Genomic DNA, 26,999 nt, shown 5'->3' on the forward strand with positions numbered 1-26,999 from the left:
TCCACCGGAACGGTAGACATCGGCCTGATGCAGGTCAATTCCATCCACTTTCTGCATTGCGCGTGAGGTTGATCGATGTGATTATCCTCCGTACTCCTCAGATGAACGCCCGACGATCACGTCAATATGGTTCTGAAACGTGATCACGCGCACGATCAAGACCCGGCGAACGAAGCGCGCCTCGTCGAACACCTCGTCAGCTCAACGCGCCGTTCGTGTCTTACTTCGTTGAAGTCGCGCACAGCGCGCGCTTGCCGGCACCGAATCCCTGAGACGGCTATGACGGCACCGGTTGTGGCGGTCAACACTGTGGCCGAAAGCCGGCGCGCTCGCGTGAGCTGCACGCGGTCCTCCGCGCAGCGCGCGATGCGTCGCCGCGGCGCGATTTCCCTGATCCGGTATTTCACTGCATGAGGGCTCTATGACATTTGAATGGCCGTCATCGTTGTCGCGACAGGACATGACCGAGCTGGTCGACCTGATGAATACGGTATCGACGCGCGAGACGACGCTCGGATTCTTCGAGCCCATCACCGCGTCGACCGGTCTCGAGATGATGGAGTCTCTCGATGCCGACCTCCGCGCGCGCGCGGTTGACCTGCTGATCGCACGCGAGCGGCCGGGCGGTCGGATCGTTGGCATGCTGATTCTCGCGCGTCAAGCGTTGCCCGCGCGGCGGCACATCGTCGAAATGAAGCGCTGCGTGATCGAGCCTGGGTATCGAGGGCGGTTCGTGCTCAACGGCTGGCGGCTTGCGCTCGAACGTGTCAAGGAGATGGGCTGCGAAATGATCGTCATTGATGTACGCAGCGATGGTAAGGCCGAGCAGCTATGGCGTCGTCTTGGTTTCGTTGAGTACGGCCGACTCGACGACTTCGCGCGCGTGAACGGCCGCGTGATCACGGGTTATTTTCTGCGCGCGTACGTGGACGACGTGATCGCCTACCAGAAGCGCACGAAAACGTTCTGGCACCGCTCGGACACGCCGACTATCGGCGAGTCCGAGTTCGAGACCACGTCCGTCGAGCGGGACGACGCATGACGCCAGCCCACGTTGGCGTCGCTCCTCGCGATGTGCGTGCAGGGTGTGTGGGCCGCTCATGCGAACCATGCGGTTGGGCCGTGGATCGTGGGCCGCGCAGCCGTAGTGTAGGGCATCTGCAGCTTCGGGATGACTTACGCGGTGACTCGGCTGATCACGTGGCTGGCCGTGCGATTCCGGTGCGACCCGCCGGCGCCACACCCCGCGAAGGCAATCGTGCTCGCGATCGGCTGGGGATTCTGGTCGCGCAGGTGCTCGCGCACTGGCTGGCCGGCACGCCGCATATCGCGGCGAAGATCCCGCCGGCCGCTTCGCTCTGTACGATCTATTGCACGGCTGACACGATCGGCCGCGTGGAGCTCGACGCGCGCCGTGCGGGCGTCGGCGCAGCGAAAACAACCATCGACGCCGCTGCGGCCGTCAGCGCGACCGCGGCCGTCACTCACCTATCCGACAGGAATGCATGACATGGCAAGCAACATTGCGGTTCTGACGAATGATCTCCAGTACGAACTGGTAAACAAGAATCCCGAGCGCATTCGCGCCGTGGCCGACGCGAAGGACAATTTCTGCCGGTTTCTAGACGGCATGCGGGACCGAGGCTGTGAGATCGTACACCTGCAACTCATCAATCGAGAAGACGACGCGAACGCCGAGCGGTACAACGGCTATCTGCCTGTGACGAAAGATAGCGAAGGCGCACAGATAATCGCCGATTTCCTCGTCGAATCGGATCTGGTCGTCGAAAAGAACAAGGACAGCGGCTTTTACGAGACCGATCTCCACGAAATGCTCCAGGCGCGCGGCGTCGACACCGTGGTCGTGACCGGCATGCAGACGCAGATCTGCGTGCAGACCACGGCGGCGGATGCGTTCTTTCGTGGATACAACATCTGGGTGCCGTCCGACTGTGTCGTGTCCGCGCAGGAAACGGACAAGAAGCGAGCGCTCGAATGGCTCGATGCCTATTGCGCGACCGTGACCGAATCGGCCGAGGTACTACGCACGATCGACGCGTTCGGTCACCTGCCTCGCAAGGTGATCAAGACGCCTTGACGCACGGGCTCGCCGGTCGCGGTGCCGCACACGCGGCCAGCGGACGACAGCATGTATCCCGAAACTTTCGATCGAAGCATCCATGAATATCAATGATCTTTCGCGCTCGGCGATCGTACTCGACCACGGCACGGGTGCCAAACTCAGCCGCGAACTGGTAGAAATGATCGTGTCGGTGCTGGGCGATACCTATATCGGCGAAATGGAGGACAGCGCGCTGCTCGACGTCGACGGTGGATACCTCGCGATGACGACGGATTCATTCGTCGTCGATCCACCGCTGTTCGGCAACGGCGACATCGGCAAGATCGCGGTGTGCGGCACCGTCAACGATCTGGCGGTGATGGGAGCGACGCCGAAGTTCCTGTCGCTCGCACTGATTCTCGAGACGGGTCTGCCCTTGAGCACCCTGGTGCGAGTGCTGGAGTCGATTCGCGACACGGCGCGCGAAGCGAACGTAAAGATCGTCGCGGGCGATACGAAGGTCGTCGGCAAGGGCGAGGCGGATCGGATCTTCATCAACACGACGGGCGTTGGATTCTTCGGGCGCGCTCCACTGCGGATGAAGCATGTGCGGCCGGGCGATCGCGTTATCCTGAGCGGGTGGATCGGCAATCACACGATCCACCTGTTGTCGATTCGCGAAGGGCTCGGATTCGAGACGCGCGTGCTGAGCGATTGCGCGCCGCTCAACCGTATGCTGGCCATGCTATTTGACGCGATGCCGGAAAGCGCGCTGCGCTCGGTGCGCGACGTCACGCGCGGCGGCTTGTCGGCCGTGATGCACGAATATGCGTCCGCGCTCGATTCGACGATCGAAATTCGTGAAGCCGACCTACCGATCCAGGCGGAGACCGCGATGGCGGCCGACATGCTCGGCGTCGATCCGATCAACATGGCGAACGAAGGCTGCCTTTGCCTGTTCGTCGCGCCGGAGCATGTCGAGCAGGTGCTTACGGTGCTGCGCGGTCATCCATACGGCAGGCAGGCGGTCGAGATCGGCGAGGTGCGCGACGCGGGCGATCGCGCAGTCGTCATGCGCACCCGCAACGGCGAGCTGCGCACGATTGAGGAACTGGCAGGCGCGGAGTTGCCGCGCCTATGTTGACCGGCAACGCAACCGCCGTCGCTCCGCACGCCGGCGCGAACGGGCCGACTCGATGGCGCGTGCGTGTTACCGGCGTGGTGCAGGGCGTCGGCTTCCGGCCGTTCGTGTACCGGATTGCGACGTCGCGCGCGTTGCGCGGTTGGGTGCTGAACGATGCCGACGGTGTACTGATAGAGGTGGAGGGCGACGCGCACGCACTGGCCGATTTCGCTGCGGCACTACGCTCGGAATTGCCGCCACTTGCGCGCGTAGCGTCGCTGCAGTCGCACTGCGTCGCGCCGCTGCTTGACGCGACGGAGCGCTTCGTGATCCGGGACAGCGAGCGTAGCGGCAGTAACCTAGCGCAACTGCCTGCGGATTCGCACGTGTGCGATGCCTGCTTGGGCGAGATGGCAGATCCGGCCAACCGGCGCTATCGCTATCCCTTCATTAACTGTACAAACTGCGGGCCGCGCTTCTCGCTGATCAAGGCGATTCCGTACGATCGCATCAATACGACGATGCGCGCGTTCACGATGTGTACGCGGTGCGAAGCGGAGTACCGCGATCCGTCCAACCGCCGCTATCACGCGCAACCGAACGCGTGTCCGGAATGCGGGCCGCGGGTGGAGCTATATGATGCAGACCGGATGCTGTCGGCCGGCGACGACGCGTTGCGCGCGGCGATCGACGCGCTGCGCACGGGCCTGACGGTCGCGGTCAAGAGCGTCGGCGGCTTTCATCTCGTCGTGGACGCGCGCAATCCGGACGCGGTCGCGCGGCTGCGCGACCGCAAGCGCCGCAATTCGAAGCCGTTCGCGCTGATGATGGCGTCGGTCGAGACGGCCCGGCGCTGGACCGACTGCAGCGAACTTGAGGCGCAATGGCTGAGGTCGCCCGGCCGGCCAATCGTGCTGCTGCGCAAGTTAAACGGCGTTGGCCTGGCGGAGAACGTCGCACCGCGCAATCCGAACCTCGGCGTGATGCTGCCGTCGGCGCCGCTGCATTACCTGCTGCTGTCCGATCCCGACCTGCCGGCACTGGTGATGACGAGCGGAAACGTGTCTGAATTTCCGATTGCGTATCGTAACGAGGAGGCACTCGTGCGCTTGTTCGAGGTGTCCGACCTGGTGCTGCTGAACGACCGCGACATCGCGATTCGTATCGACGACTCCGTGATTCGTTGCTCGAACCACCCTCAGTTGCCCGAACCGCAGATCAGTTTCTTCCGGCGCGCGCGAGGCTTCGCGCCATACGTAATAGAAGTCGGTCGATCGATGGCGCCAGTAGTCGCCTATGGCGCGGAACTGAAGACGACAGTTGCGCTCGCGGATCGCGAGCGAATCTATGTGAGCCAGCATATCGGCGATCTCGGCAACGACGACACGTTTCGTTCGCACCAGACGATCGCGTCGCACTTGGCAGACCTGTATCGCGTGAAGCCTACAGTGGCCGCCTGCGATCTGCATCCATCGTTCCGGTCGACCCGGCTCGCGTCGGACACACATGTGTCGCGTCAGCAGGTCCAGCATCACCATGCACACATGGCGTCGTGCCTCGCCGACAACGGGCTCGACGGACCGGCCATCGGAGTGATTCTGGACGGCGCCGGCTATGGCATCGACGGCACGACCTGGGGCGGCGAGTTTTTCATCGGCGACGCGCGGGCGGTGCAGCGCGCGGGACACTTGCGTTACCTGTCGCTGCTCGGCGGCGACAAGGCGGTGCATGAACCGGTGCGCACGGCACTCGCACTTGCGCTCGAATCGTTCGACGGCGATGAAGGCATGCTGGCGTGCGTGCCCGCGCTTGCGGCGCTTGGCCATGAAGCGCGGCACGTGTACGCGACGATGTGGCGGAAGGGCATCAACGTGACGCGCGCGTCGAGCATGGGGCGGTTGTTCGACGGCGTCGCGGCGCTGGCGGGCGTTTGCTCGCGGGCGGAATATGAAGCACACGGGCCGATCGAATTCGAGGGGCTGCTTGCGCGCGATCTGGCGATGAGCGAACCGTATCGTTACGCTTTTGACCCGTCCGCCGACGCGCCGATCGAGCTTGACTACCGGCCGCTCGTGCGGCAGGTCGTGTCGGATACTGCCGGTAGCGTCGAGCTGGCGACGATCAGCCGACGCTTTCATTCGACGATCGTACTGGCGATTGCGTCGCTGTGCGACCTGCTGCGTAGCCGGCATGCGCTCGACACGGTCGTGCTGAGCGGCGGCGTGTTCCTGAATGAATTTCTGCTGGTGAATGCACTGGTCGAACTTCGGCGGCGAGGCTTCGACGTACATGCGCATCGCGACGTGCCGACCAACGACGGCGGTATTGCACTCGGGCAAGCGGTCGTCGCGAGCGCGAGAATCACAGCGGAACGCAAGTCCGTCATATAAATGGCTCTTTCAGGGATTGAACCGACGAACAGACCAGATGCTGAATTGTTCGATCTATCCGATATGTTCGAGGTAGTTCGGCAACGCTGGCGCGCGCACGTGGCCGACAGCGATGGGAAGGAGTGTCTCGACTGCCTGTCTCGCGCCGGCACGCTGGAGCTGAGCCACAATCACCCGTACGTCTGCGACCGCGTGATTGTATATTTTCAGCCGGACCAACTGCTCCAGGCGCTCGACCTCACGACGCCCGCGAAGAGTTGCTTCATCGAAGCGCTGTTCGACGCGCTGCCAGAAATGTTCGCGCGGCAGGCCCGCATCCAAGTTCTGCGGGCCGTCCGACTCCGACGCGACCGAGGCCGTCGTCAAGCCGATGAAGACGGCCACCGGCCAGCGCTCGGTGCTGGCGTTTCGCGGCCGATATCATGGCATGACCGCGGGTGCGTTCGCCCTGACGGGCAACCTGAACGCGAAGACGGACGTCGCATCGCTGATGCCGGACGTGCATTGCGTACCGCCGCCCCTTCCGCGCTGACGGGGCGGGTACGGAAGCACTCTCGCTAGCGTACATTGAGCGCGTGCTGAATGATCCCGAAAGCTGCATCGTCGCGCCTGCCGCGGTCATCGTCGAGGCGGTGCTGGGCGAAGGCGGGCTGATTCCAGCGCCGCCCTCGTGACTACGGGGGCGCGCGACCTTACCGAACGTTTCGGCATCCCACTGCTGATCGACGATTCAGATGGGACTCGGCCGGACCTGAACGATGTTCGCGTTAGACCTGGCGGGGCATCGTGCCCGACGCGCCCCTGATCTCGAAGGCCATTGGCGGCGGCTTCCCACTGTCCGAAGTGCTGTATCAGGAAAGCGATGTCAGGTAGCCGACGATCTCCAACGGGGACTACGGCGACATACGACCATCTGGAAGCTTCTCTACAACCACTACGTCATCGCGACGAAGTTCGACGCGCCCGACATTGAAGCCTTTGCGGTCAAGGTAAGACCAGAGGCCGGCGGGGCGACTACGGACCCAACAGCGGGGGCTTCGACCGGCCTGAATACGGAACCCTCACTTTCATCCTGAAGTGAAACGCGATCCCACCTGCACATACCGATCACCGTTGCATGTTGCACGGCGGGGAATCCCAATCTGCGAACGAATATTGCGGCGCCCCGCGATACGTCGCTGGCGACCGTCGGCCTTTACTGACGTCGATGCCCGTGAGACAAATCCAACAGCCACGGGCAGTCGTCCTGTTCATGCTTGCTACTAGCGAGGACCGAAGGTCTGCACGGCTTTGAGGATAGATGAGGCTGTCCCGGCCCGATACGCGTAACCGACGGGCGCGAGTGAAAAAACCTCGCCCCTTGCCGATCTGCCGGTGGTCTGGTCGTACCGGTTTGCGTTCTCATGGAAAGCGTAGACGTCGCCCGGCGAATCAAGGCCAACCTGAATGCTCTGGTTTGTCCTGAAAAAATAGTTGTTTTCCGAATAGACAACGCCGCCGCTGCCAATCTGCAGAGCGTTGTACTGGGTCTCGTCTGACCCAGCCGCCGTGAGGCCAGTGGGTGTCGCCCCGTTATCGAAATAGTTGTCATAGGCGTGAATCCAGCCCCGCAGCAGCGGACGTCCCTTTAGGTTCGGGCCGAACTGGTTGTGGTGCAACGTGACATGCAGCCTGTTCCCTCCATATGCATAAGAATCCTGCCTGTTTGCGCCAACCAGCATCGCCAGACGTTCATTGGCCAAGTCCTGGTTCTTGCCCGCCCAGTTCCACATAGGATCGGGGTGCATCGTCAGCCACTCGCTGGTGAAATAGAACCGGCTATAGGAAACCGTCACCCTATCCGACGACAGTGTCACGCTCATTAGGTCGTCGCTCGTATCGTAGAACGCACAATGATCGACCCACGCATTGGTGACCCGTCGAAGCGACACGCCTTCATAATTGATACCGGCGTTACTGGATGTGCCGTAAACTTGAGCGGGCAGGGCCTGAAGGTCCCGGATAACGCCATGAAAGGTGATGTTTCTGATCACGACATTCTGGATGTTCTTGCCTGCCGGCAGCATCTCGCCGTCAAATTTGAGCTGGATGTTTTTCAGCACTGCACTGCCTCCACTGGCGCCTTCGATCGTCGTGTTGTTCCAGTCTGTGGTGGCGAAGGTGACGGTCGTCAGTCGCGGCCCGCCGTAAATTTCCCCCTTGACAAGGATGTGGTGCTGTCGCGCGTTGAATGCGGCCAGCAGATCAGCGAGGCTGGCAACCGTGACGGCGGAATCGTCTGACCCGGTCGCCGTTGCGAAGCCGCCGGTGTTCGTCGGCAGGCGCGCGGTGATTGCTGCCTCACTGGACTGCGAGCCTGTCGCTGCTGACGGATCTGGCGCAGAAGACGCCCCATGCGCGCTGCCACGAGCGCACAGTAGATTTGCGATTAATATTGTCATGAGTAGCCGCCAGTTCATTCGTTTCTTCCATTCGAGAATGCATAAAGCCAGGAACCGGCAATGGGCAGATGCCCGGCCCAAGGTGCATTCGGTTTAAACGTCGATGCACGTCCGCATCAGGCTGCGCAATCTGATGCGCGCATGGGCGACGTGAATGTTAACGCAGCTCTGCGCGCGCCCAGGATTGGGATGGCGGACACAGTCATACCCGTGAGCGCGGATTGGCAAACGTTAAGAAGGATTACTATGTAATATTTTTGGCTTGCCATGGTCTGCGTATTCGGCGTGCATGGTGGACACTGACGGCGCATCGGGGAAGGAGGATGGAAGCCGGTGACTGGCATCGGTATATTATAGGTGCCGGAACAATGGGGAGGCGCTTTCGCGAAACTCGAGTTTCTCCAGCAAATGCGTCCGATAGCGATAACAAGAGTTAGCGATATGCACGCGAAAAAATTCATCGCCTTCCGACCGGTATTCCGATTTGCGCATCGCCCCGTCGGGTAAAATGTTGGCCACCCGGCGCCCGCCGAAATGGTTGCGTGCAAGCGCTGCATCGAGTTGCATGTCGGCGACAGTGACATACACAGGCGATCAGCATCGCGTCTACCGTATACCACCGTGGGAATATCATGAATCTCGATTCCGAATTCGACGATCCGCTGACTGATGAAGAGTTTGGTGTGCTCGAACGCTTTCTTTCGAGCAATGCCGTTTGCGACGATGCGATGGACGCCGTCAAGTTGCACGGCTTTCTGACCGCCGTCATCTCCGGACCGAGCATGGTCATGCCGAGCGCGGTGCTTCCGTGGATCTGGGATGCGCGGCACGCAACACGTCAGCCCAGATTTTTGTCAGCCGGTCGGGCACGCAAGATTGCCGGACTGATCATTCATTACTGGAACGACATCAACAACGCCCTGAATCACTGTCCCGATCTGTTCGAACCTCCGCTGCACACGACCGAGTGGCGGGGTGAAGAGATTCTCGTCCTCGACGAGTGGTGCGAGGGCTATTGCAAAGGCATCGACATCGATCGGGAGGCCTGGGAGCTGCTGATTGAACGACACCCCGAGTGGTTCAATGTCATCCTGCTGTTTGGAACAGCCTCCGGATGCCAGGCACTGGGGCAGCGAGATTACACCGTCGAGCAACGTCGGTCATTCGCAAATCTGCTCACGGTCGCAGCGCTCAATATCCATCGATACTGGGATGAGGAGCGCCGAACACTGATGGAACAGGGCGAGCGGCCGAACATGGTCCCGGCGGTTTCAAGGCCGAGAGACAGGACGGGCAAGCATGCCGGGCGCAGCTATCTGGATGCGCAAGACGGGAACGAGTCCGAGGACCTGTTCCTTGTCGATTCGCTCGGCCGGACGACGGAAGATGCGTTTCACCCGCTTGCATTGTCCCCGCTGTCTACCAGCGTCACTCGCGAAGGCACGTCTGTCGATGTGCACGTCTATCGGGCCGGAAACGACAGCCGCGATGGCTGGATCCTGGAAATCATCGACTCGCACGGAACATCAACAGTCTGGGACGACCCGTTTCCGACCGACGGAGCCGCGCTGGGAGAAGCGTTGAACACCATCAACTCGCATGGCATTGCATCGGTAACGGCAGGTGTACCGGAGCACGTGACGAAGCACTGACCGCTCTTGAACCGTCTTGCGCGCTGAGTAAGGTCCGGTCGCCGCACCCTGCGGGTCAAACCTTGTGCGGCACGGACAGAAGCGTCACCCGGCAATGCCGTACAACATGCCGGCGGAAGCCAGCACCATGATCAGGACTAGCAGTTTTTCCCGGGGCGCAAGATATTACGTGATCTGCACGCCAGGCTATTTGCCGCCTGCATTCGAACCTGGTACTTCCCCATCGACCATCCATGCCTTTGACCGATAGCGATTGTCTCGCGCCCAAAATCACACCGGCAGGCCATCTCCTTGCAGCACCGGACGTCGATGCGCCTCCCTTGCCAGATGACGTTGCGCTAGGCGCTTCCTTCAGGCGCGGCACGGGTCATGGGCTGCTCTATCTGGGGAGCGCAACCATAGGGCGTGCACTGCCACCTGCGTGGGCATGGTGGCGCGACTTTGGCGCCCGCTATGTCACGTCTTTATGCACCACGTCAGAAGGCGAGGAGGTCACGGTCTCCCAACCGGACACAAGGGACTTCGAAAGACTGATCGAAGATGCGCCGCCCATGACGGGTGCCGAATATCTCACGTCGGATGTCCTCGCGGCACTGTGGGGCGAAATCGACGTCGCTTTAAGGGATGAGCTGGCGAGCACGGGGGAGTCGCTTCAGGCATTTCTCAAGTCGCGTCATCCTGCGTGGAATCTTGTGGGCCGTGTTCACTTCAACCTTGCCGAAAACCGCAAGGATCCTGAGGCCCCTTTCGCTTTCCTGGCAACCTACGCAGCGCGGATATCGGCCCATGGCAAGACACAACATCAACCGCTTTCGCGGGCGCTCGAGGAATTTTCCGGTGCGCGGAACAAGGCGAAGCTGCTCTCTCTCCTGATGCCGGTTCAGCGCGCTGCTGAACGCTGCGACTGGCTTCGTGCAATGCTCGATTCGCGCGAAATATACCACCCGTTGCGCTGGATGCCGGCTGACGCTTACCGTCTTCTCTGCGATTTGCCCGCTCTGGAATCTGCCGGAATCATGGTCCGGCTACCGGCTACCTGGGCGACGGGCCGCCCCGCGCGACCTGCGGTCAAGGCCAGCGTTGGGGCACGGCCTCCGTCGCTCCTCGGCAAGGATGCGCTGCTCGACTTCAGAATGGAGGTGTCGCTCGATGGCGAAGCGTTAAGTCCCGCCGAGATCCGGCGTCTGCTCAAGGGGGCCGACGGTCTCCAGTGGATTCGTGGACGCTGGATCGAAGTGGACACGAAAAAGCTCGGCCACGTACTCCAACGCTTTGAGAGTATGGAGAAGGCGGCGCAATCGGGGCTGCCGTTGAACGATGCCTTGCGTCTCCTCGCGGGCGTATCGGACGACGAAGCTGAAGGCTCCGACGAGCGCGACTGGGCACAGGTCGTTGCAGGAGACTGGCTGGCAGAGACGCTTGGACATTTGCGCCAACCGGAAGGGTTGGTGCAGGTCGATCCGGGCCCCGACCTGAGAGCCCAGCTTCGGCCATACCAGCAGGCCGGCGTGCGATGGCTATACCTCCTTAACCGGCTCGGGCTGGGCGCGTGTCTGGCCGACGACATGGGCCTCGGAAAGACGATGCAGGTACTCTCCCTGCTGTTGATCCTGAAGCGCGAACAGGCCGACTCGCGCCCGAGCCTGCTGCTCGCCCCCGCGTCCTTGCTGGCAAACTGGGCAGCGGAAGCTGAACGCTTCGCACCCGGCCTGCGTGTGCTGGTGGCTCACCCGTCCGTGACGCCTGCAGAAGAACTACGCGCACTGAGCGACGCGCACCTCACGCAGACAGACCTCGTCATTACCAGTTTCGGTTCGCTGCTGCGTCAACCCGGTATGGAAACGATCCAGTGGCGCATCGCGATTGTCGACGAGGCCCAAGCGATCAAGAATCCCGGCGCCAGGCAGACGAAACAGGTAAAGAAGCTTCAGGCCCAGTCACGTATCGCCCTGACGGGCACCCCTGTGGAAAACCGCCTGTCGGATCTGTGGTCCATTTTTGATTTCACGCATCCAGGCCTGCTGGGCTCGGCGAAGGAATTTGCCGATCTCAGCCGGCGTTTGGCAAAAATCGAGCATTTCGGTCCGCTTCGCACGCTTGTGCGGCCCTACATCTTGCGCCGTCTGAAAACCGACAGGCGTGTTATCGCCGATCTCCCCGAAAAGACCGAACTCAAGGCGTGGTGCCATCTGAGCCCCGTCCAGGCCGCGTTGTACGAACGCGCGGTCAAGGACCTGGCGGCGGCGCTCGAGGGTGCCGACGGTATTGAACGCAAAGGCATCGTTTTAAGCTACCTGATGCGTTTCAAGCAGATATGCAACCATCCGTCCCAGTGGCTTGGCGACGCGGCGTGGAGCCCCGAAGCCAGCGGCAAGTTTGGCCGCCTGCGGGAGTTGGTCGACGTGATCGCGGCGAAGCAGGAAAAGGTACTGGTGTTCACCCAGTTCCGCGAAATCACCGAGCCGCTTGCCGCGTTCCTGGGATCCCTTTTCGGCCGGGAGGGATTGATTCTCCATGGCGGTACGCCCGTAGGCAAACGGCGCGAACTGGTCAGGCAATTCCAGGAAGATGAATCAACGCCGTTCTTCGTGCTGTCGCTCAAGGCGGGAGGATCGGGACTGAATCTCACAGCGGCGTCTCACGTGATTCACTTCGACCGCTGGTGGAATCCCGCCGTAGAGAATCAGGCGACCGACCGGGCGTTTCGCATTGGCCAGCGCAAGAATGTTCTGGTGCACAAGTTTGTTTGCCAGGGCACGGTCGAGGATCGGATTGACCAGTTGATCGAATCGAAGCAGCAGTTGGTGAACGATATGCTTGAAGGCGGTGCGGAACTGCAGCTGACCGAGATGAGTGACCAGGAGCTGCTTGATCTTGTCAAGCTCGATATTCATTCCGCGCAGGAAAACTGATCATGGAGAGGAACGCTGATGGCAAACTACGGTGGATGGAACCCTTACGTCCCGGTGGCCGAGCGGCGAAAAAAAGCGGAGCAGCTGGTCGCCAGAGCGACCAGGGCTGGCAAGACCCTGTCACCCATTGCACCGTATCGCGGGGCCATTGCGAAGACTTTCTGGGGCAAAGCGTGGTGCGATAATCTGGAGCAGTACAGCGACTACGATAGCCGCCTGCCAAGGGGGCGCACCTACGTGCGCAATGGTTCGGTGATCGATCTGCAGATTACAAAGGGCAAGATCCATGCGCAGGTGATGGGATCAAGCCTGTATGAGATCACAATTGATGTCGCCGCCTGTCCGGAAAGGCAGTGGCGCGCGTTGAGCGCCGATTGTGCGTCGTCGATTGACTCCATGGTCGAACTGCTGCTGGGTAAGCTATCGGCTGCGGTGATGGGCCGCATCTGCAAGCCCGGCACCGGGCTTTTCCCCGCACCGAAGGATATCAAATTCGGTTGCAACTGCCTGGATTGGGCGGTGATGTGCAAGCACGTCGCAGCAGTACTCTATGGCATCGGCGCACGGCTCGACCAGCAGCCCGAATTGCTCTTTACGTTACGTGGCGTTGACCCCACCGATCTCGTCAATCACACAGGTGCGAATTTGTCCGGTGCGGGAAAAGCTTCCCCGGCGTCCGGCAAGCTGCTCGACAATGCAGTTCTGGGCGATGTGTTCGGTATCGACATTGACACGGAACCATGTGCAGATGCCGACTCGGTCCGAGGCAACCGCACGCGCGAACCATCCACTTCGCAAGCGAGAAAGTCTGCTTTGACCACGCCGAAGCCGTCCGTGACCGTGAAATCGGCGCCGAAGGGCAAGGTCGCGACGCCGACCGCGAAGTCCGGCCCCGCTGCCATGAAAAAGCCCAGGGGCAACTCCGATCCCGGCACATCGAAGACGAACCGTTCGGTCGCGTCTCAAAAGGCCGTTGCACGTCCGCGTACTACGTCGAAATCCGCGAAACGCCGCGGGTGATCTTTTGTCCCGCGTTTCACCGCTTGAGCCGGCGACCTGTTTCGCTCTTACGGATTTTTGAATCCTGGCCGACTCTCTGATTGAGTGGGACTACGGTGTCGCGATTTCGCCGGCGACGGCCTGGCGCTACCTCAAGACGCGAATCACGACTGCGCATAGACTCAATCTAGCGAATATCGATAGGTATCCTATATTTTAGGCGCTTTTACGAATCGACCGACAATCAAGGGTCTTCAATTTCGAGGATAGGGCCAGGCTGCAACCGCATGCAAGAGTTGCAGGTCGCGAACTCTTGCATTATGCGGCCGGGGGAGGATAACGCCTGATGCTGACGAGGGATGTCGCGTCAACCGATTGGGTCCTGTTTGGTAATGCCAACAGCAGTGATTGAGCGATCAGTAGCCGCCCAGCAGACGGTCAAGCGCTGCAGTGATCTTGTCCCGATGCTCCCGCAATGAGCCGATCGAGGGACCAAGCTCGGTTAACGGAACAGATGCAATGAACGCCGGGTGCATCAGGCATTTGACGCCAGCGATCTCGAAGGACGGCGTGAGATCTGCTGGCAGTTTGCCGGGAGGGAAAGAGTCCGCACGAATCAGCGGGACAACAACCCGAATTGTCAGGCCATCGAGAAAGTCACTCTGCACGTCGATAAGGTACGGCGTACTCGCCTTGCTTTTACCGGGGTTGGCATAAACTTCGAATCGCGCCATCAAAACATCCGGTATTCAGCGAGTGGAAGGCCATTCTTTTCGACCCAGTCGTTGGTGTTCTTAATGAACTCCGCGTTCTCCTGCGCCCAGCGACGACCTTCCTCGGCCTTGATTGCGTCGCGCAAAGCCTGCTCGCAGGCACGCGAGAAGTTGATGCCCAGTTCCTTCGCCCGCTCATAAACGTCGACAGGCAGCGTGACATTGGTCGCCTTCCGTGGCACGGCGGCAGTTGCATGTGCCATGTGAGCCTCCATGTTGGTGAATATGCGCATATCTGTCCACATTCTACACATGATCAATGCCGTCCGCTGCGAAGGCGCTTACGTCCAGGACGACTGGTTTTGCGGAAGCGAACGCTGTGGGTCATGCACGTCAAGTCGATCTGTCGGCTCAAGCTCATCCACGTATAGGACGAGATTTACTCCATCCGGCGATAGGCGTGACCTGAAGAAAATCCCTTTCGCCCCGGCCGCGATAACCTCGTCACCGACAACCCGGCTGGGGGTTCGATGCGCTGGTTGAACCAGCAGCCACGCCAGTCGCAATAGAAATCTTCCCACAGGGCAGATCATTTTCCGCTCTGATACCCGCCTGTAAAGTCGACGATAGGGTCAACGGTCAACTGGTAACTGACAAGCGTGCCCGGCGGCATCAATGGAGAAATCTGCTGATATTCCCGTACGGCCGCGTCGACGTCCAGTGCGAGATAAAGGGCGTTAAGCCCGGTTAGCGTGGCCGCCATGCCTGCCAGCACCGGCGCCGCTCGTCGGCCCGACCGCCCACTTGGGAACATGCATGCGGTAGGCCGTAAGCTTAGACAGGGCCTTCACGATTACCAGGTCATGTTTCCGGCCTTCAACGATCGTCGCGTGTTTCTCATCCCTGGAACTCTGTATCGATATAGAAGTTGTCGTCGTCGACGGTGAACTGAATCCATCCGTCGCGGCGGGTGGTCAGGACATGCCTGTCTTTCATGGTCGTGCGCACGCGCACACCCTGAGCGCGAACGACGGCGCGATAGTCGGGCAGAGGCTGCCATGTTTCGCCGATTGGCGGGGACTGTGAGGTACGCCCATAACGCCGTACTTCGGGGCCACTCGCCAGCAACCCAGACTAGACGCTCATAGACAGATAGCAAACCTATTCTGGCAATGATGCGTTCACGGCAGGCTTACCTGAGAAAAACGCAACGAATGCGACAAAGAATAATATTGCGAAAACTGCGAAAATAGCTTATCGTGGAAACATCCGAACGGCAGATGCTCCATGTGGTACACCGACTGCGATCTGTCCGAAGCGATAGGGGGATGCGTAGCGGATGTGACTGAGAATCAGGTCACACCGCCTGTGCCCGCACCCGGCGAATACGCCGAGCGTGAGGCTCGGCCCGCGCGGCTGCTGCTTTACCCGTTGCTCGCTGAATCGAATGAAGCGGTGTCAAGCCCCGCGAAGGTTGACCCCGCAGAACGTCAAAACACCTTGCTCGCTGTTAACCCCGACGCCTTTTGGCGAGTCTGGACGCTGCTGTTTGGTCAACCGACCGATACGCGCCCCAGCAAATCGCTAGTGGCGCAGGTTGCTGCGGCGCTGTTCGGATCAAGAACTGCACCCGGCGCCGATTACCTGGCGGCAGATTTCGACGCCGTCAATAGCCGTGAGCTCGCACGGGAATACCGTCTGGCGCGGTTGCGCGAGCTCGTGGCCAGCCGACGACACCTCGCGCAGTGCTTCGCTGCGGCCCGCGCATTCCTGCTCCGACATATCGCACGGGCTACCGTCGAAACGGGTAGTACGGCGGCCATCGCGAAGCGCATGACGCCGCTTGGCGCACCTCCGCAAATCGCATGAAGGAGAGTTTCATGGCACAGGCAATCAACGAGCGGAACGCAGCGGCTGACTTCAAGATCCGCGCTTTCCTGTCGGGCGGGACGCCTCTTGACGTACAGCGAGCGGCTCGTGACGTCGCCGAACTGTTTGCATCCGACGTCGAGGGCACTTTGCGCGGCCAAGCGCCCGAACTGGTGACTGGCAGGATCCACGAACTCGTGCGCAACGTTCTTGAGCGACGTCTGGCAACGATGCTGGCGCTGGAAAAATCCCAAGACGCGGAAAACCGCTCGCCCACGTTGCCTGTGGCCAATCTGAGACCCTCGGACGTGATTGAACAGCGCAAGGTCAGCATGTCGCTCGCGAGCCTGTATCGCTATGTTGAAGCGAATAAGTTCTACTGCGTCGTGCCTGCGGGGCAAAGCAACGGGCGTGAGTTTCCGGCGTGGCAGTTTGTTGAGCCGGTACCCGAGCTGCTTCAACCGGTGCTGTTCGCGCTTCGAGGATCGTTGAGAACAGAGGTGCATGCTTTCTTCGTGACCGCGCAGGACGAACTGAACGAATTGTCTCCCGCGGAGATATTGGCTGGCGTGCCGTTCGAGACGCGCCCGTCGGTGCACCTCAGCCAGCTGCGACTCTTGCAGTTGCCCGCGATGGAACGCCAACGTCGGGTATTGTCGCTGGTTCGGGCGTCGGAGAAAGGCATGGCCGAGTGAACGGCTAATGCAATGACCAATAAGAATGAACCGATCGTCGAACTACCCCCGCATCTGCGGAACCGGATTCCGTCGCAAGAGCTTTTGAGGGAGGCACTTTCCCGCGAGCTCGCGGATCCGGACACGAGCGCACAGTTATTCCGTGCCGCGTATGTGCCCGAGAGCGTGTTGCCCGTCAGGGTACAGCGTGTCTACCGATTTGGTCCGCCGCCTGAGCTATTCCGGCCGGACGGCACACCGCCATTCTGGTGGCTCTACGCGGCCCATGCGGCGGAGACGGCAATCTGGGAGGCGCAGTTCTGCAAGAACGACGTGACGCGCACCGGAACGTTTTATTTCGATACGTTTGCAGTCCAGCACGGGGTAATCGCCGAGCTGAAGTTTCCGCGTCCGCCGAGGCTCTGGAATCTGAATGGCTCGGCATCGAGCAGGCTTGGCATCTATGACGACTTGTCGAGCCCGGACTATGAGTGGTCGCAGTGGTTCGGCTATCAACTCGACCGGACAATCCAGTCCGTTGACCCCGTCACGCGGCCGGACGGATTTGTGTATGGCGATAGCAGGGACGTCGCTGAGAAGTATGGTGCAGGACTGGTTGGCGCCTGACCCGAAGAGAGGGTTTCGAGTCAGCCACTACGGAAGATCCAGCAGGGGACGATATGTCTGCGTGGTCGCAGACAACGGAACCGGGTCGAAGGCAATGTTCTTTTTTCGACATCGAGACGGAAAGTGGTGCGTCTTTCCACCCGATCCCGAAAGGCCGGCCATGCACGGAGAAATCGCGCTATGCGAAGGCTAGGGCCTGTTCACACTAATCGTATTGGATCGTATCCTTCGGCGATGGAAATCACCGAAGCCCAATATCAGCGGATTGAGCATTGCCTGCCGCGACAGCGCGGCAATGTCAGCCTGACAAACCTGCAGGTGCTCAATGCGATTCTTTATGTGGCCGAGCATGGGAGCAAATGGCGCGGACTGCCCAAGCGCTTTGGCCGATGGCAAACGATCTACACGCGAATGAATCGCTGGTCCAGCGACGGCGTGCTAGATCGTGTGTTCACTGAACTGCAACAAATTCGGTGCTGTCTTTGCCCAGTGCGTCAAAGCGGCGCGGCGAAAGCTGGATAGCACTTGGTATCTTCAGATTTTCGTGACGCTGCGCGGCGGGTCGTATCTATTATGGCGTGCGATCGATGAGCACGGCGCCAAACTCGATGTGCTGATGCAAGAGCGACGCGACAAGGCCGCGGCAAAGCGCTTTTCCGGCGGGTGCTGTGTTCGAACCCGGTGCCGCGCAGGATCTGACGGACCCGCTGCGCAGTTACCCTGCGGCGAAAGCCGAGATCCCCGAGTTCACTCATGAGAAGCGCGTATTCGTCAAAACGGCTGCACGTGAACAGGAGCATTCTATGGGCAGACGCCACATACCCGGAGTGGAAGTTGAATGACTGACGACTCGACGCGCGCTTACCGACTATGGGAACATGGCGCAAGCGACGAGCTTGACTGGAGAGAAGGGTTATGAGCAGAACGGAGAAAGAAAAGATGCTTGCCGGAGAACTGTACACGGCGAGGGCAGCCGAGATTCAGGTCGATCAGGCGGAAGCCCGAGCATGGATGGCCCGCTTCAACGGAGCCATCGACATGCCGCTCTCGGAGAGATACGAACTCTTGCAAGAGAGACTCGCTACGATTGGAACAGACTCCATGATTCGTCCCCCGTTTCATTGTGACTATGGCTTCAACATCAGTCTGGGCGCCGGGGTGTTCCTCAATTACAACTGCATCATCCTTGACGTCGTTCGGGTCGAGATCGGCGATATGACGCAAATTGCAACCGGCGCGCAGATTTTGACCGCGGATCATCCTCGCGATCCGGCTGTTCGTTGGGCAGGGCTCCAATTCGGTCGGCCGGTGAGGATCGGACGCAACGTTTGGATCGGTGCCGGCGCGATCATTCTGCCGGGCGTGACGATCGGCGACGACGCATTGATCGGCGCAGGCAGCATCGTCACACGCGACGTGCCAGCTGGCGCCACTGCTGTCGGCAATCCCGCACGCGTGTGTTCGGCGCCAAAGATCACATGAGTGGAGCGCAGTGCCCTCGGGTTACGCGTCGTTCTTTGTTTTGACGATGAATTCTCGATGCGTATTTCGCACCAAGCCGGACACTGATTTCGCAGCAAGCTGGACAGGCATTTCACGCGAAGGTGGACACGGATTTCACGGCAAGCTGGACAGCGATTTCACACGAAGCTGGACAGTAACGCTCTGATGTAGCGACGCGGGCTATGTCGCAATAAGGGACCTGCTATGCTGACGTCCCGAAGACGGACGATCTGACCGATAAAGCAGAACCTGAATCCCGCGGTGGCGAAGGTGCTCAAGCGCCGGTTCTGTCGCGGTAACGGTGGACGGACGAGCCTGCTCGATATAATCAGGATGGCTTACATAACCAAAGAGTAGAACTGCTCGGCGGCTGACGGGTGGGTGCCTTTTTTCACCCGCATCTGGCCTTTCCGAATCATATGCATGGTCTCGATGCCAGACAGAATGATGCGTGCGCAGCGAAAATCCTTGAAGCCCATCATCGGTTTGACGATACGTTTGATGGTCCTGTGATCCTGCTCAACAATGTTGTTCAGGTACTTGCATTGGCGAATCCTGATGGGCGTTTCCCGCTCGGCATTGGCGGCCTGAAGCGCCGCAAGGTTGGACCCGCTTCTATCCACCGTGACCGTCTCCGGCGCGCCATTCTGGTCGATCGCCTTTTCAAAATATCGTTGCGCGGCAATCTTGTCCCGACGGGCCCGAAACAGAAAATCGACCGTGTCTCCGGCCTTGTCCACCGCCCGATACAGGTACTTCCACTGGCCCCGCACCTTGATGTACGTCTCGTCCATCCGCCAGCTTTTGCCGAGCAGACGTTTGTGCTTGCGGAAGGCTTTTTCGAACAACGGCACCAGCTTGATAGCCCATCGGTGCACGGTCGAATGATCGACCTCGATACCGTGTTCCGCGATCATCTCTTCGAGATCACGCAGACTCAGCGAATACGCCACATACCACCGTACGCACAGCAAAATCACGTCCACCGGGAAATGCAGCCGCTTCAGGACCTTCGCGATCCCCACCGGCAACGTCTTCCGGGAAATGCGTTCTTTCTTCACCGGCGCTTTGCACAAATTTTTCATGTTCTGATTTTACGCTACCTCCTTATCGCGACAGAACCCCGGCGATGACACTGCGCCGGTCTCCCACACGAATCTTGCGGGCTTGCGTTCAACGAAGGCAAGCAATAGCAGTCCTGAGCCCAATGTAAACGATTGAATGTGACTATACAAAAATCCTACGAACTCAATGTCACCGCGATCAGTATAAAGGGTCATCAACTCGACGGAAAATGCGTCGATGTGGCATTCCAATTAGGCGGATCTTGCCCGAAAACATTGCGAACGAAGAAATCCATGAGCTTACGCTCGGTGAAGATACCGGGGGCTCCATGATCAGCACCAGGCACATAGACCATTTCGAATTCCTTTCCCGCCTTAATGAGACTGTCGGCGAGCGCAAAGGTGGAGGCCGGATCGACATTGTGGTCCATTTCGCCCACAACAAGCATAAGTTTGCCGTGCAGATTGTCGGCATTGTCGATGGCGGAGGACTGTGAGTATTCAATGCCGACGGGCCAGCCCATCCACTGTTCGTTCCACCATATCTTGTCCATACGGTTGTCATAGCAACCACTGTTGGCTACCGCAACCTTATAGAAGTCCGAATGGAATAGCAGTGCATCAATGGCGTTCTGGCCGCCAGCTGATGTACCGAAGATTCCCAAATTCGAGATGTCGTACCAGGGATATAGAGAGGCAGCCGCCTTATGCCACAGAATGCGATCGGGAAGGCCTGCATCTTTCAGATTCTTCCACGCGACGTCATGGAAAAGGCGTGAACGGTTGTTAGTGCCCATTCCGTCGATTTGCACAACGATAAAACCCAACTGGGTAAGGGGCTCTGTTGTGGTTGTGAATGACTTTGGGACGTGAGAGCCTTGCGGGCCGGCATATATATCCTCCACCACAGGATACTTCAGATGTGGATCGAATCTATCTGGTAGATGAATGATTCCCCAAATATCGGTCTTACCATCGCGCCCTTTGGCAACAAAATTGATTGGTGCTCTCCATCCATTAGATTCGAGTTGGGAGATGTCGGTGCTCTCGATCTGCATCAGATTAGCGTTGTCTCTAGACCGGAAAAGCGCCATGCGTGGGGGAAGGTCGATACGCGACCAGAGGTCGACGTAGAATCTACCGTCAGGAGAAAACTCGATGTGATGATTGGCCGGTTCTGGCGTAAGTGAGGTAAGCCCCTTTCCGTCGAAGCCAACTCGGTAGGCGTGAACGAAATAAGGGTCCTCACCGAAATTCATTCCGCTTGCTTCAAACCAAATTTCCCTTCTGACTGGATCGATGTGGTCCACCGCGCGGACAATCCAGTCACCTTTGGTGATTTGGTTTTCTAAAACACCGGTACGGCCATTAAAGAGGTACAGATGTTCAAATCCATCGCGCTCGGATGCCCAGATAATTTCCTCTCCATCATTAACATTGTAACGAAAGTGTTTTCCGGCATTTATTTGGTTATTTCTTAAATCTGTATAATCGACGAACGTGGAGCTGACCTCATCGATCAAAGAGCGCGTACGGCCGGTGGCTGCCTCCACCTCGATTACTCGGTAGAGCTGATGGCCGCGTTGGTTGTACTCAAATGTAAAGCCTTCCCCATCCTTCCGCCAATTAATTTGGGAAAGGTCAAAAGGATTCGGGAACAAAGCATTGTCGATATTGACCATGCGCTTGTTGACTATGTCGAATAGTACCGGTTGCGGTCGCGGAAGAATATCTCCCGCTTTGGGATACGCTATTGGCTCATACCTCGCTTGATGGTTTGTTGCTGAGGAATTGACAAGCATGATTTGACGCGGTTGGCCGACGGCGACACGGTAACCTGCGAGGTGATTGGAGTCAGGGGACCACTTTAGGGATGAGAAGACGTAATTGTTCGCTTCTGTCCCGTCCCAACTTAACGGTACATTTACTGACCCGTCCTTACTCAGTAGAAAGACGTTGTAGTTTTTGATATATGCTTTCCACTTGCCGTCCGGTGAATCGCTTGTGATTCGACTATCGCTTTCAGCCGTTGACGTGAAGTCGTTATGAAATGACAAGATTTCGCCCTGAGAGATCCTAGTGCAGATGTAGCTTGAAAGATCACAACTCCACTGAACGGAATCAATGGAGAACAGCAACTGGTTGCCGTCTTGTCCGATTTCGAAACGGTCAAAGGGCAGCGAATTGCCTCGGAAATTCGAGGAGGCCGCCTTATTTAATGCGTCGGCAAGGCGGCTATGATCGAAAGCCGGTTGCTTCTTCCCAGTTTTGATATTGAATTTAATGAACTGGCGCTCACCATGTGTCGTCCGTCGGTAGGCAAGGGTCTCGGGCGAAAGCCAGAAAGGGGGGGTATCGACGAAATTGACAATTTTATCCGAGTATTGATAACGAACTGTGAGAGCCCGCTGAAAGTCTGAGGGGGTAAGAGCAAAGGGGGGGTGTATGGTTCCGTTCCCCTGGTTGTCAGCAGCCGATAGCAACGTGCAGTAGGAAATTAGAAGCAGAAAGATGGTGACAATTTTTTGCATGGATGTTTGGCCTTGACTATGTATAGGTTACGTCGTCGGCTTACCTTACTGCAATTTTTATGCCATCAGTGAATGCGAGTGGGTATGATCAGTGTCCGCTGAGCGCAAGCGAGGCGACCGGTGAGGTTCTGTCGCGATAACGGGAAGTAGAATGGCCGGTTTTGGAAACTGCAAGTCAGCAGATGAATAAGCCAGCGAAGACGCCGCGCACGAGCCTGCCAGGCGGCATTGCTGCCAATGTCCTCAAGCGCCTGCACCATCCGGTGGATGTGATTCTGCTGTGCGTGCGCTGGTACGTGGCGTACTCGCTGAGCTTGCGGGATCTGGAAGAGATGATGGCCGAGCGCGGCATCGAGGTGGATCATTCCACGGTGCATCGCTGGGTGACGAAGTCCGTGGGAAACGGGGCTTGCGGCGAGGCGGTTACGCCAAGATGAGCCTCTAGGCTGAGCATGGGACGGTTGAGGAACACGAACCTGTTTGAACGCATCTGAGGGTTGAATCGTCACCCCTGCCTACACCGCTTAATAGGCAGGACGCGAATTGTTGCCGATCATATGTACGGCCCGGCAACGCGAATGCTGACTGGCCATGTAGGCCCATCAGCACGGAGCCATGGAGAGCGCGCAGCTAGGCCGTGGTATTCGCGACGACTTGCGGCAAGCAAGGATAAAGACTGCGACAGGCAGCCTCGCCCGTGCGCTTGAGTCCAGCATGTGAACTGGGGAAGGCTTGCACAGATGTTAAGGGAGTGTGCCCCCAATGATGTGCGAGCTGGCGGAGCCTCCGTAGTAGTCCGAGGCCGGGAAAGCCGGCTACATGGCGAAGGGGGGCAGTTGAAGTGGTTTGCCTGTTGATTAACTGACTGTAGTGAGGTGAAGACCTTCGATAACCAGTGAAATACAAAGCAAACTGGCGGCACGGTGGAACGGTGTCGCCTTTCTTCGAAACGACACTTCAGCGGAGAGCCGGATGCGCTGAGAGGCGCACGTCCGGTTCGGGGAGGAGAGGCAGGGAAATAGTTCGACTACGCCCTGTCTCTTACTCCACTCCTCGTCAAGGGCCAGTGGAAGTATCTCTACCGGGCCGTGGACAAGGCCGGCAAGACCATTGACTTCCTGTTGCGCGCGCGCCGAGACACTGCCGCTGGCCGGCGCTTCTTCGAAAAGGCCATCGCCCAGAACGGTGCGCCAAAGACCGTCACGGTGGACAAGAGTGGCGCGAACCTCGCGGCCCTGCAGGCGATCAATGCTGAGCGGGAAACGCCGATCAAGATCAGGCAGAACAAGTATCTGAATAACCTCGTTGAGCAGGACCACCGTGGCATCAAACGCCGGGTCAGGCCGATGTAGGGGTTCCAGAATTTTCGCTGCGCTCGCATCGTCCTCGGTGGCATCGAGACCATGCGGATGATCCGCAAAGGGCAGATGGTTATCCCCAAGGGGAGCAGTCCGTCGGCCGCCGAGCAGTTCTATTCCTTGGCCATATGACCGCGGCGCTCTTGCCACCCTCGGTCGCCCTTACTCACACGTCAGAAATATAGCGGACAGATTGATGCCTAAAAAATGATCGAACAAGGCACGGATCCCGTCCGATTTGTGAAAGTTGCTCGTGAATTTTTGAGCCCAACTTTTCACCTTTTTGAAGCGGGCGTCGCGCGACACCGGTCCGCTTGACGTGACTCCACACGAGGGGCGAACAAGGTAAGCACAATTTCCTATCATAGGCGTCCAAGTTATTATGACTTGGTCAAGTCGCCGAAAATTGGCATATATGCCGGGCGTGCTATCTGTGTTCGGAGTTCATCCCAGATTTGTGGAAATGTTTCAGCAGGTCAGGGAGGCTAAGACTTGGGTTGCCACAAATACCCCGCTTTTTGCAGCCGGGCAAGCCAGGCTCCCCGCTTGCCATGACTCGACATCAATTGCGCCAGACGACGCCGGAATACGGCATCCCGCCTGGCGTTTTCATACGCTTCGGCGAGATCCTGCAACTTCTGGAATGCTTGATCGTAGGCGCTGCCCGTCGTGCGTTGCAGTTGTGCGTCGATGCTTGACCACGCCGTGTCTTCCTGTTCGAGAAGTGATGTGAGGTACCGTGTGCGCTCCTTACGACGGCGGGCCTCGTCCGCCTGGCGTGCTTCCTGCTCCCTTCTTTCACGGATGGCACGATGAGAGGCGACCCTTGATTCGATTTCGGATATTCGACGGCGCCCGGGCAAATTCAATTGCTTTGCATTCCTACCCTTTTCCCATTTGAGAAAAGCGTTTCGAAGCGTTCTCTCCGCTTCACGGCCACGTCCTTGTAGCAGCATGCGCAGTTTCGCCCGCATTTCATCAACCGGCAACTCACGTAACCAGGGATCAAAGCGACTGTCTTCGCTCCCGCTGGATTCTGGGGCCAATAATGACGGACTGGCCTCGGCGGCAGCGGCGAGCCAATCCGCATCCAGCATCAGAAACTCGGCCAGTGCTACCTGTGCAGGCGTCAACGCCTGTAGTCCCGCAGGTACCGGCGGTTCGATTTCGTCATCGTGTAGCTCATCATTCCCGAGTCGGGCAAGCCACCCAAGATAAAGCGGGCGAGTATCGCCGTCGAGCAGCTCGTCGCGTACTGGCAGCAGGCGCGTCATCCACCCCGCACCATCCATCTCTTCCGAGAAGCGGGCGTGTTCGCCCGAGTCATCGTTGAACGACCAGTCGAGGATGCACCAGTCATCGACGTCCATGGCCTCGAATGCTTTCTCGAAACGGGAGCGCCTCTTTCGTCCAGCCTTGACGTAATCGCGGATGGTCGCCGCGTCAAACGTCCCGTGCGGCAGGCGAAGAAGCAGGCGGCAGCTGCCCCAGTTGGAGGAGTAGACGTGGGCATCGAAATATTGCTGTACCCACTCGAGCGGGTCGCCCTTGAGGTCTCCCCAGTGATATTCGTTGACGAAGCTTGAGGCGGTGATCGTGGCCCGCGAGGAGAAACTGCGCAACTCTGCCTGCTGGGTCGCCGTCAGCAGCTGGTCGACGCATGCAAACTCGTAGTATTGGTATTCGCTCATGCCAGATTCCCGTAGCGAAGCGCATGGAAGAGAAGAAGGTGGATGTGCTGGTGCGCAACCCGCCGGAGCCATGAAACTCCGGGCCGACGTGAAAGCCAGGATGCTTCATGGCAAGCGCCGAAAGGCGTGCGCGTTGCCATTGTGACGTCCTTTCGGCACGCGATGCGATGCGGCGCTTTCAGCCAGCCGCGTCCGCGCCGCCCAGTCGCATCCGGTAGTCCACCAGGAGCTGCTGTTGTGCTTCGAGCTGCGCGGCCAGCTTCGTGAGGTCCGCGCGGAGCGAGTCGCGAGCCTCGCGTATCTGGAGCAGCTCGGCTGCCCTCGCATCGGCAGCCGCCTGCGCTGCGTCGCGCTCGGCCTCGGCGCGCGCCCGATCGGTGAGCGCGAAATTGAGGGCGGACTGCAGCGCCTCGCCATGTGCCTGCTGATCGCGTGCGAGCCTGGTCGTGGCTGTCGCTTCTGCGACGAGCCGCGCGTTGTCCCGGTTCAGCTGTGTGATCTCGTTCTGCCGGACGATGGCCGTCTGGTTCGCCTGACGTAGCTCAGCCTGGACCTGCTGGACCTGCTGCTCATGTCGGTGGGCTTCCTGTTCACGCTGCTCGCGCGCGGCCTTACGGAAGTGCTCAAGGGAATCGCGCGCATGCACGAGCTTGGCCTCAAGCGACAGGCGGAAGCCTTCCTGCTCGGCAAGGCGCTCGGTCTGGTCGCGTACCTGCTGGGTGAGCCGCTCGACGTCCAGGTCGCGCTGATGCAGCGTCACGCGAGTCCCGGCGTGCGCCTCCTGCTCCGCGGAATGGGCGGCGGTCGCGCCAGTGAGTTGCTCCCGCACCGTGGCCAGCTCAGCGCCGAACCTTGCGATTTCGGACTGCGCCAGCTGCTGTTGCGCGGCCGCAGCGGCGGCCTGCTGGTCGACGAGGGCTTGTGCTTCCTTGTGCAGGCGGGCTGCGAGCCGGGCCACCAGATCCTGGATCGCGTCCGAGAGCGACCCGGCGCGTGTGAGTGACGCGCCCTCATCTTCCTCCAGTTCCTTCAGATACCGGTGGATCGTGGTTTTCGAGCCCGTGTTGCCGAGCGCGATACGTATCGCGTCGATCGATGTGTGCTGCCCCTGCGCGAGCAATGCGTCGCGGGCGCGCTTAACGTCCATGCGCGTAAGACCGGTGCGGGCCATCTGCTTCCTCGCTCGAATATCGTACTGTATTACGTACCATGTATATACGTATCGTATGCACCGGTCAAGTGACGTCATCGATGGCGTTTGTTGATATGCGATAAAGGAGGATTATCGAATGCGAGAGCCCGAAAAGTGACCTCCGGCGGACGGAAACGGTACGGAATACGGATTCGCTGCCCGATTTCAGGCCAGCTGCAGCTGGAGACCCTCTCCGGG

Annotated in this window: 24 protein-coding genes and 5 pseudogenes; 17 read left to right on the forward strand and 12 right to left on the reverse strand. The window is 59.3% G+C overall.

Going from position 1 to position 26,999, the window contains the following annotated elements:
* The first annotated feature begins 460 nt into the window (after window positions 1-460).
* From VSR68_RS40875 to hypF, 5 genes are all read left to right on the forward strand, one after another.
* On the forward strand, window positions 461-1,042 hold the full coding sequence (locus tag VSR68_RS40875; RefSeq protein ID WP_342945124.1) for a GNAT family N-acetyltransferase: 582 nt from the start codon (window positions 461-463) through the stop codon (window positions 1,040-1,042).
* Window positions 1,043-1,200: 158 nt separating this feature from the next.
* Complete coding sequence (locus VSR68_RS40880) at window positions 1,201-1,509, forward strand: hypothetical protein (protein WP_342937611.1); 309 nt, start codon at window positions 1,201-1,203, stop codon at window positions 1,507-1,509.
* A 1-nt stretch (window position 1,510) separates the two neighbouring features.
* Window positions 1,511-2,098, forward strand: coding sequence for an isochorismatase family cysteine hydrolase (locus VSR68_RS40885; protein ID WP_342937612.1), 588 nt, complete (start codon window positions 1,511-1,513; stop codon window positions 2,096-2,098).
* Window positions 2,099-2,180: 82 nt separating this feature from the next.
* Window positions 2,181-3,206 (forward strand): hydrogenase expression/formation protein HypE, encoded by a 1,026-nt coding sequence (hypE, locus tag VSR68_RS40890; RefSeq protein ID WP_012406424.1) that lies wholly within the window; start codon window positions 2,181-2,183, stop codon window positions 3,204-3,206.
* Window positions 3,200-5,575: a carbamoyltransferase HypF gene (hypF, locus tag VSR68_RS40895; RefSeq protein WP_342937613.1), complete on the forward strand. Its 2,376-nt coding sequence runs from the start codon at window positions 3,200-3,202 to the stop codon at window positions 5,573-5,575. Before hypE ends, hypF begins: the two co-directional genes overlap by 7 nt.
* A gap of 54 nt (window positions 5,576-5,629) precedes the next feature.
* Here hypF and VSR68_RS40900 read toward each other — a convergent pair whose 3' ends face one another.
* Window positions 5,630-5,959 (reverse strand): hypothetical protein, encoded by a 330-nt coding sequence (locus VSR68_RS40900; protein ID WP_342937614.1) that lies wholly within the window; start codon window positions 5,957-5,959, stop codon window positions 5,630-5,632.
* Between VSR68_RS40900 and VSR68_RS40905 the strand changes: the two genes are divergently transcribed.
* On the forward strand, window positions 5,946-6,107 hold the full coding sequence (locus VSR68_RS40905; protein ID WP_342945125.1) for a hypothetical protein: 162 nt from the start codon (window positions 5,946-5,948) through the stop codon (window positions 6,105-6,107). The two genes, VSR68_RS40900 and VSR68_RS40905, sit on opposite strands and share 14 nt — an antisense overlap.
* Window positions 6,108-6,837: 730 nt before the next feature.
* Here the strand turns inward: VSR68_RS40905 and VSR68_RS40910 are convergent.
* Window positions 6,838-8,034, reverse strand: coding sequence for a pectate lyase (locus tag VSR68_RS40910; RefSeq protein ID WP_342937616.1), 1,197 nt, complete (start codon window positions 8,032-8,034; stop codon window positions 6,838-6,840).
* Between the two features lie 333 nt (window positions 8,035-8,367).
* Complete coding sequence (locus VSR68_RS40915) at window positions 8,368-8,604, reverse strand: hypothetical protein (protein WP_342945126.1); 237 nt, start codon at window positions 8,602-8,604, stop codon at window positions 8,368-8,370.
* Between the two features lie 44 nt (window positions 8,605-8,648).
* Between VSR68_RS40915 and VSR68_RS40920 the strand changes: the two genes are divergently transcribed.
* From VSR68_RS40920 to VSR68_RS40930, 3 genes are all read left to right on the forward strand, one after another.
* The gene (locus tag VSR68_RS40920; RefSeq protein ID WP_342945127.1) at window positions 8,649-9,668 is read left to right on the forward strand and encodes a YecA family protein; all 1,020 of its coding nucleotides are present in this window, start codon (window positions 8,649-8,651) and stop codon (window positions 9,666-9,668) included.
* Between the two features lie 233 nt (window positions 9,669-9,901).
* On the forward strand, window positions 9,902-12,580 hold the full coding sequence (locus tag VSR68_RS40925) for a DEAD/DEAH box helicase (RefSeq protein WP_342945128.1): 2,679 nt from the start codon (window positions 9,902-9,904) through the stop codon (window positions 12,578-12,580).
* Window positions 12,581-12,598: 18 nt separating this feature from the next.
* Window positions 12,599-13,600 (forward strand): hypothetical protein, encoded by a 1,002-nt coding sequence (locus tag VSR68_RS40930; RefSeq protein WP_342937620.1) that lies wholly within the window; start codon window positions 12,599-12,601, stop codon window positions 13,598-13,600.
* 395 nt (window positions 13,601-13,995) lie between these two features.
* Here the strand turns inward: VSR68_RS40930 and VSR68_RS40935 are convergent, their stop codons facing one another.
* Genes VSR68_RS40935 through VSR68_RS40950 form a run of 4 tightly spaced genes read right to left on the reverse strand, consistent with a single transcriptional unit; the run spans window position 13,996 to window position 15,067 of the window.
* Window positions 13,996-14,313 carry a CcdB family protein gene (locus VSR68_RS40935; protein WP_342945129.1) on the reverse strand — a complete coding sequence of 106 codons (318 nt, stop codon included), beginning with the start codon at window positions 14,311-14,313 and terminating at the stop codon, window positions 13,996-13,998.
* A complete protein-coding gene (locus VSR68_RS40940) occupies window positions 14,313-14,585 on the reverse strand; it encodes a type II toxin-antitoxin system CcdA family antitoxin (protein ID WP_342937622.1) in 273 nt (90 codons plus the stop codon). Before VSR68_RS40940 ends, VSR68_RS40935 begins: the two co-directional genes overlap by 1 nt.
* Before the next feature lie 48 nt (window positions 14,586-14,633).
* Window positions 14,634-14,885, reverse strand: a complete 252-nt coding sequence (locus tag VSR68_RS40945; protein WP_342937623.1) for an RES family NAD+ phosphorylase — start codon at window positions 14,883-14,885, stop codon at window positions 14,634-14,636.
* Window positions 14,882-15,067, reverse strand: coding sequence for a hypothetical protein (locus VSR68_RS40950; protein WP_342937624.1), 186 nt, complete (start codon window positions 15,065-15,067; stop codon window positions 14,882-14,884). Before VSR68_RS40950 ends, VSR68_RS40945 begins: the two co-directional genes overlap by 4 nt.
* 512 nt (window positions 15,068-15,579) lie before the next feature.
* Here VSR68_RS40950 and VSR68_RS40955 point away from each other — a divergent pair.
* The 6 genes and pseudogenes from VSR68_RS40955 (at window position 15,580) to VSR68_RS40980 (ending at window position 18,944) form a co-directional block, all read left to right on the forward strand.
* The gene (locus VSR68_RS40955) at window positions 15,580-16,161 is read left to right on the forward strand and encodes a hypothetical protein (protein WP_342937625.1); all 582 of its coding nucleotides are present in this window, start codon (window positions 15,580-15,582) and stop codon (window positions 16,159-16,161) included.
* A gap of 11 nt (window positions 16,162-16,172) precedes the next feature.
* Entirely contained in the window at window positions 16,173-16,856 is a 684-nt protein-coding gene (locus VSR68_RS40960; protein WP_342937626.1) for a hypothetical protein, read from the forward strand.
* 12 nt (window positions 16,857-16,868) lie between these two features.
* Complete coding sequence (locus tag VSR68_RS40965; protein ID WP_342937627.1) at window positions 16,869-17,462, forward strand: RES domain-containing protein; 594 nt, start codon at window positions 16,869-16,871, stop codon at window positions 17,460-17,462.
* Window positions 17,463-17,696: 234 nt separating this feature from the next.
* A pseudogene (locus VSR68_RS40970) lies at window positions 17,697-17,927 on the forward strand (transposase); the annotation flags it as partial.
* Window positions 17,923-18,250, forward strand: a pseudogene (locus tag VSR68_RS40975) (DDE-type integrase/transposase/recombinase); the annotation flags it as partial. The pseudogenes VSR68_RS40970 and VSR68_RS40975, both read left to right, overlap by 5 nt.
* A gap of 127 nt (window positions 18,251-18,377) precedes the next feature.
* On the forward strand, window positions 18,378-18,944 hold the full coding sequence (locus tag VSR68_RS40980; RefSeq protein WP_342945130.1) for a sugar O-acetyltransferase: 567 nt from the start codon (window positions 18,378-18,380) through the stop codon (window positions 18,942-18,944).
* A 359-nt stretch (window positions 18,945-19,303) separates the two neighbouring features.
* Here the strand turns inward: VSR68_RS40980 and VSR68_RS40985 are convergent, their stop codons facing one another.
* Window positions 19,304-19,996, reverse strand: a complete 693-nt coding sequence (locus VSR68_RS40985) for an IS6 family transposase (RefSeq protein WP_342945134.1) — start codon at window positions 19,994-19,996, stop codon at window positions 19,304-19,306.
* A 248-nt stretch (window positions 19,997-20,244) separates the two neighbouring features.
* Complete coding sequence (locus VSR68_RS40990) at window positions 20,245-22,560, reverse strand: S9 family peptidase (protein ID WP_342945131.1); 2,316 nt, start codon at window positions 22,558-22,560, stop codon at window positions 20,245-20,247.
* 182 nt (window positions 22,561-22,742) lie between these two features.
* On the opposite strand from VSR68_RS40990, the pseudogene VSR68_RS40995 reads away from it, so the two are divergent.
* Window positions 22,743-22,958: pseudogene (locus VSR68_RS40995) on the forward strand (IS6 family transposase); the annotation flags it as partial.
* Between the two features lie 645 nt (window positions 22,959-23,603).
* Window positions 23,604-24,050: pseudogene (locus tag VSR68_RS41000) on the forward strand (IS6 family transposase); the annotation flags it as partial.
* A 34-nt stretch (window positions 24,051-24,084) separates the two neighbouring features.
* Here VSR68_RS41000 and VSR68_RS41005 read toward each other — a convergent pair.
* From VSR68_RS41005 to VSR68_RS41015, 3 genes and pseudogenes are all read right to left on the reverse strand, one after another.
* A pseudogene (locus VSR68_RS41005) lies at window positions 24,085-24,252 on the reverse strand (IS630 family transposase); the annotation flags it as partial.
* Between the two features lie 151 nt (window positions 24,253-24,403).
* A complete protein-coding gene (locus tag VSR68_RS41010; protein ID WP_342945132.1) occupies window positions 24,404-25,609 on the reverse strand; it encodes a hypothetical protein in 1,206 nt (401 codons plus the stop codon).
* A gap of 178 nt (window positions 25,610-25,787) precedes the next feature.
* Window positions 25,788-26,780 (reverse strand): DNA-binding protein, encoded by a 993-nt coding sequence (locus VSR68_RS41015; protein ID WP_342945133.1) that lies wholly within the window; start codon window positions 26,778-26,780, stop codon window positions 25,788-25,790.
* Window positions 26,781-26,999: the final 219 nt, after the last annotated feature.

Origin of the sequence: Paraburkholderia phymatum (assembly GCF_038900715.1) — a bacterium.
GTDB lineage: Bacteria > Pseudomonadota > Gammaproteobacteria > Burkholderiales > Burkholderiaceae > Paraburkholderia > Paraburkholderia phymatum_A.

What these genes read in the sequence shown, in the direction of transcription:
- VSR68_RS40875 (WP_342945124.1), top strand. Translation starts at nt 461, where the DNA reads ATGACCGAGCTGGTCGACCTGATGAATACGGTATCGACGCGCGAGACG.
- VSR68_RS40885 (WP_342937612.1), top strand. Translation starts at nt 1,511, where the DNA reads ATGGCAAGCAACATTGCGGTTCTGACGAATGATCTCCAGTACGAACTG.
- hypE (WP_012406424.1), top strand. Translation starts at nt 2,181, where the DNA reads ATGAATATCAATGATCTTTCGCGCTCGGCGATCGTACTCGACCACGGC.
- hypF (WP_342937613.1), top strand. Translation starts at nt 3,200, where the DNA reads ATGTTGACCGGCAACGCAACCGCCGTCGCTCCGCACGCCGGCGCGAAC.
- VSR68_RS40905 (WP_342945125.1), top strand. Translation starts at nt 5,946, where the DNA reads ATGAAGACGGCCACCGGCCAGCGCTCGGTGCTGGCGTTTCGCGGCCGA.
- VSR68_RS40910 (WP_342937616.1), bottom strand. Translation starts at nt 8,034, where the DNA reads ATGAACTGGCGGCTACTCATGACAATATTAATCGCAAATCTACTGTGC.
- VSR68_RS40920 (WP_342945127.1), top strand. Translation starts at nt 8,649, where the DNA reads ATGAATCTCGATTCCGAATTCGACGATCCGCTGACTGATGAAGAGTTT.
- VSR68_RS40925 (WP_342945128.1), top strand. Translation starts at nt 9,902, where the DNA reads ATGCCTTTGACCGATAGCGATTGTCTCGCGCCCAAAATCACACCGGCA.
- VSR68_RS40930 (WP_342937620.1), top strand. Translation starts at nt 12,599, where the DNA reads ATGGCAAACTACGGTGGATGGAACCCTTACGTCCCGGTGGCCGAGCGG.
- VSR68_RS40935 (WP_342945129.1), bottom strand. Translation starts at nt 14,313, where the DNA reads ATGGCGCGATTCGAAGTTTATGCCAACCCCGGTAAAAGCAAGGCGAGT.
- VSR68_RS40940 (WP_342937622.1), bottom strand. Translation starts at nt 14,585, where the DNA reads ATGCGCATATTCACCAACATGGAGGCTCACATGGCACATGCAACTGCC.
- VSR68_RS40945 (WP_342937623.1), bottom strand. Translation starts at nt 14,885, where the DNA reads ATGATCTGCCCTGTGGGAAGATTTCTATTGCGACTGGCGTGGCTGCTG.
- VSR68_RS40955 (WP_342937625.1), top strand. Translation starts at nt 15,580, where the DNA reads ATGTGGTACACCGACTGCGATCTGTCCGAAGCGATAGGGGGATGCGTA.
- VSR68_RS40960 (WP_342937626.1), top strand. Translation starts at nt 16,173, where the DNA reads ATGGCACAGGCAATCAACGAGCGGAACGCAGCGGCTGACTTCAAGATC.
- VSR68_RS40965 (WP_342937627.1), top strand. Translation starts at nt 16,869, where the DNA reads ATGACCAATAAGAATGAACCGATCGTCGAACTACCCCCGCATCTGCGG.
- VSR68_RS40980 (WP_342945130.1), top strand. Translation starts at nt 18,378, where the DNA reads ATGAGCAGAACGGAGAAAGAAAAGATGCTTGCCGGAGAACTGTACACG.
- VSR68_RS40990 (WP_342945131.1), bottom strand. Translation starts at nt 22,560, where the DNA reads ATGCAAAAAATTGTCACCATCTTTCTGCTTCTAATTTCCTACTGCACG.
- VSR68_RS41010 (WP_342945132.1), bottom strand. Translation starts at nt 25,609, where the DNA reads ATGAGCGAATACCAATACTACGAGTTTGCATGCGTCGACCAGCTGCTG.
- VSR68_RS41015 (WP_342945133.1), bottom strand. Translation starts at nt 26,780, where the DNA reads ATGGCCCGCACCGGTCTTACGCGCATGGACGTTAAGCGCGCCCGCGAC.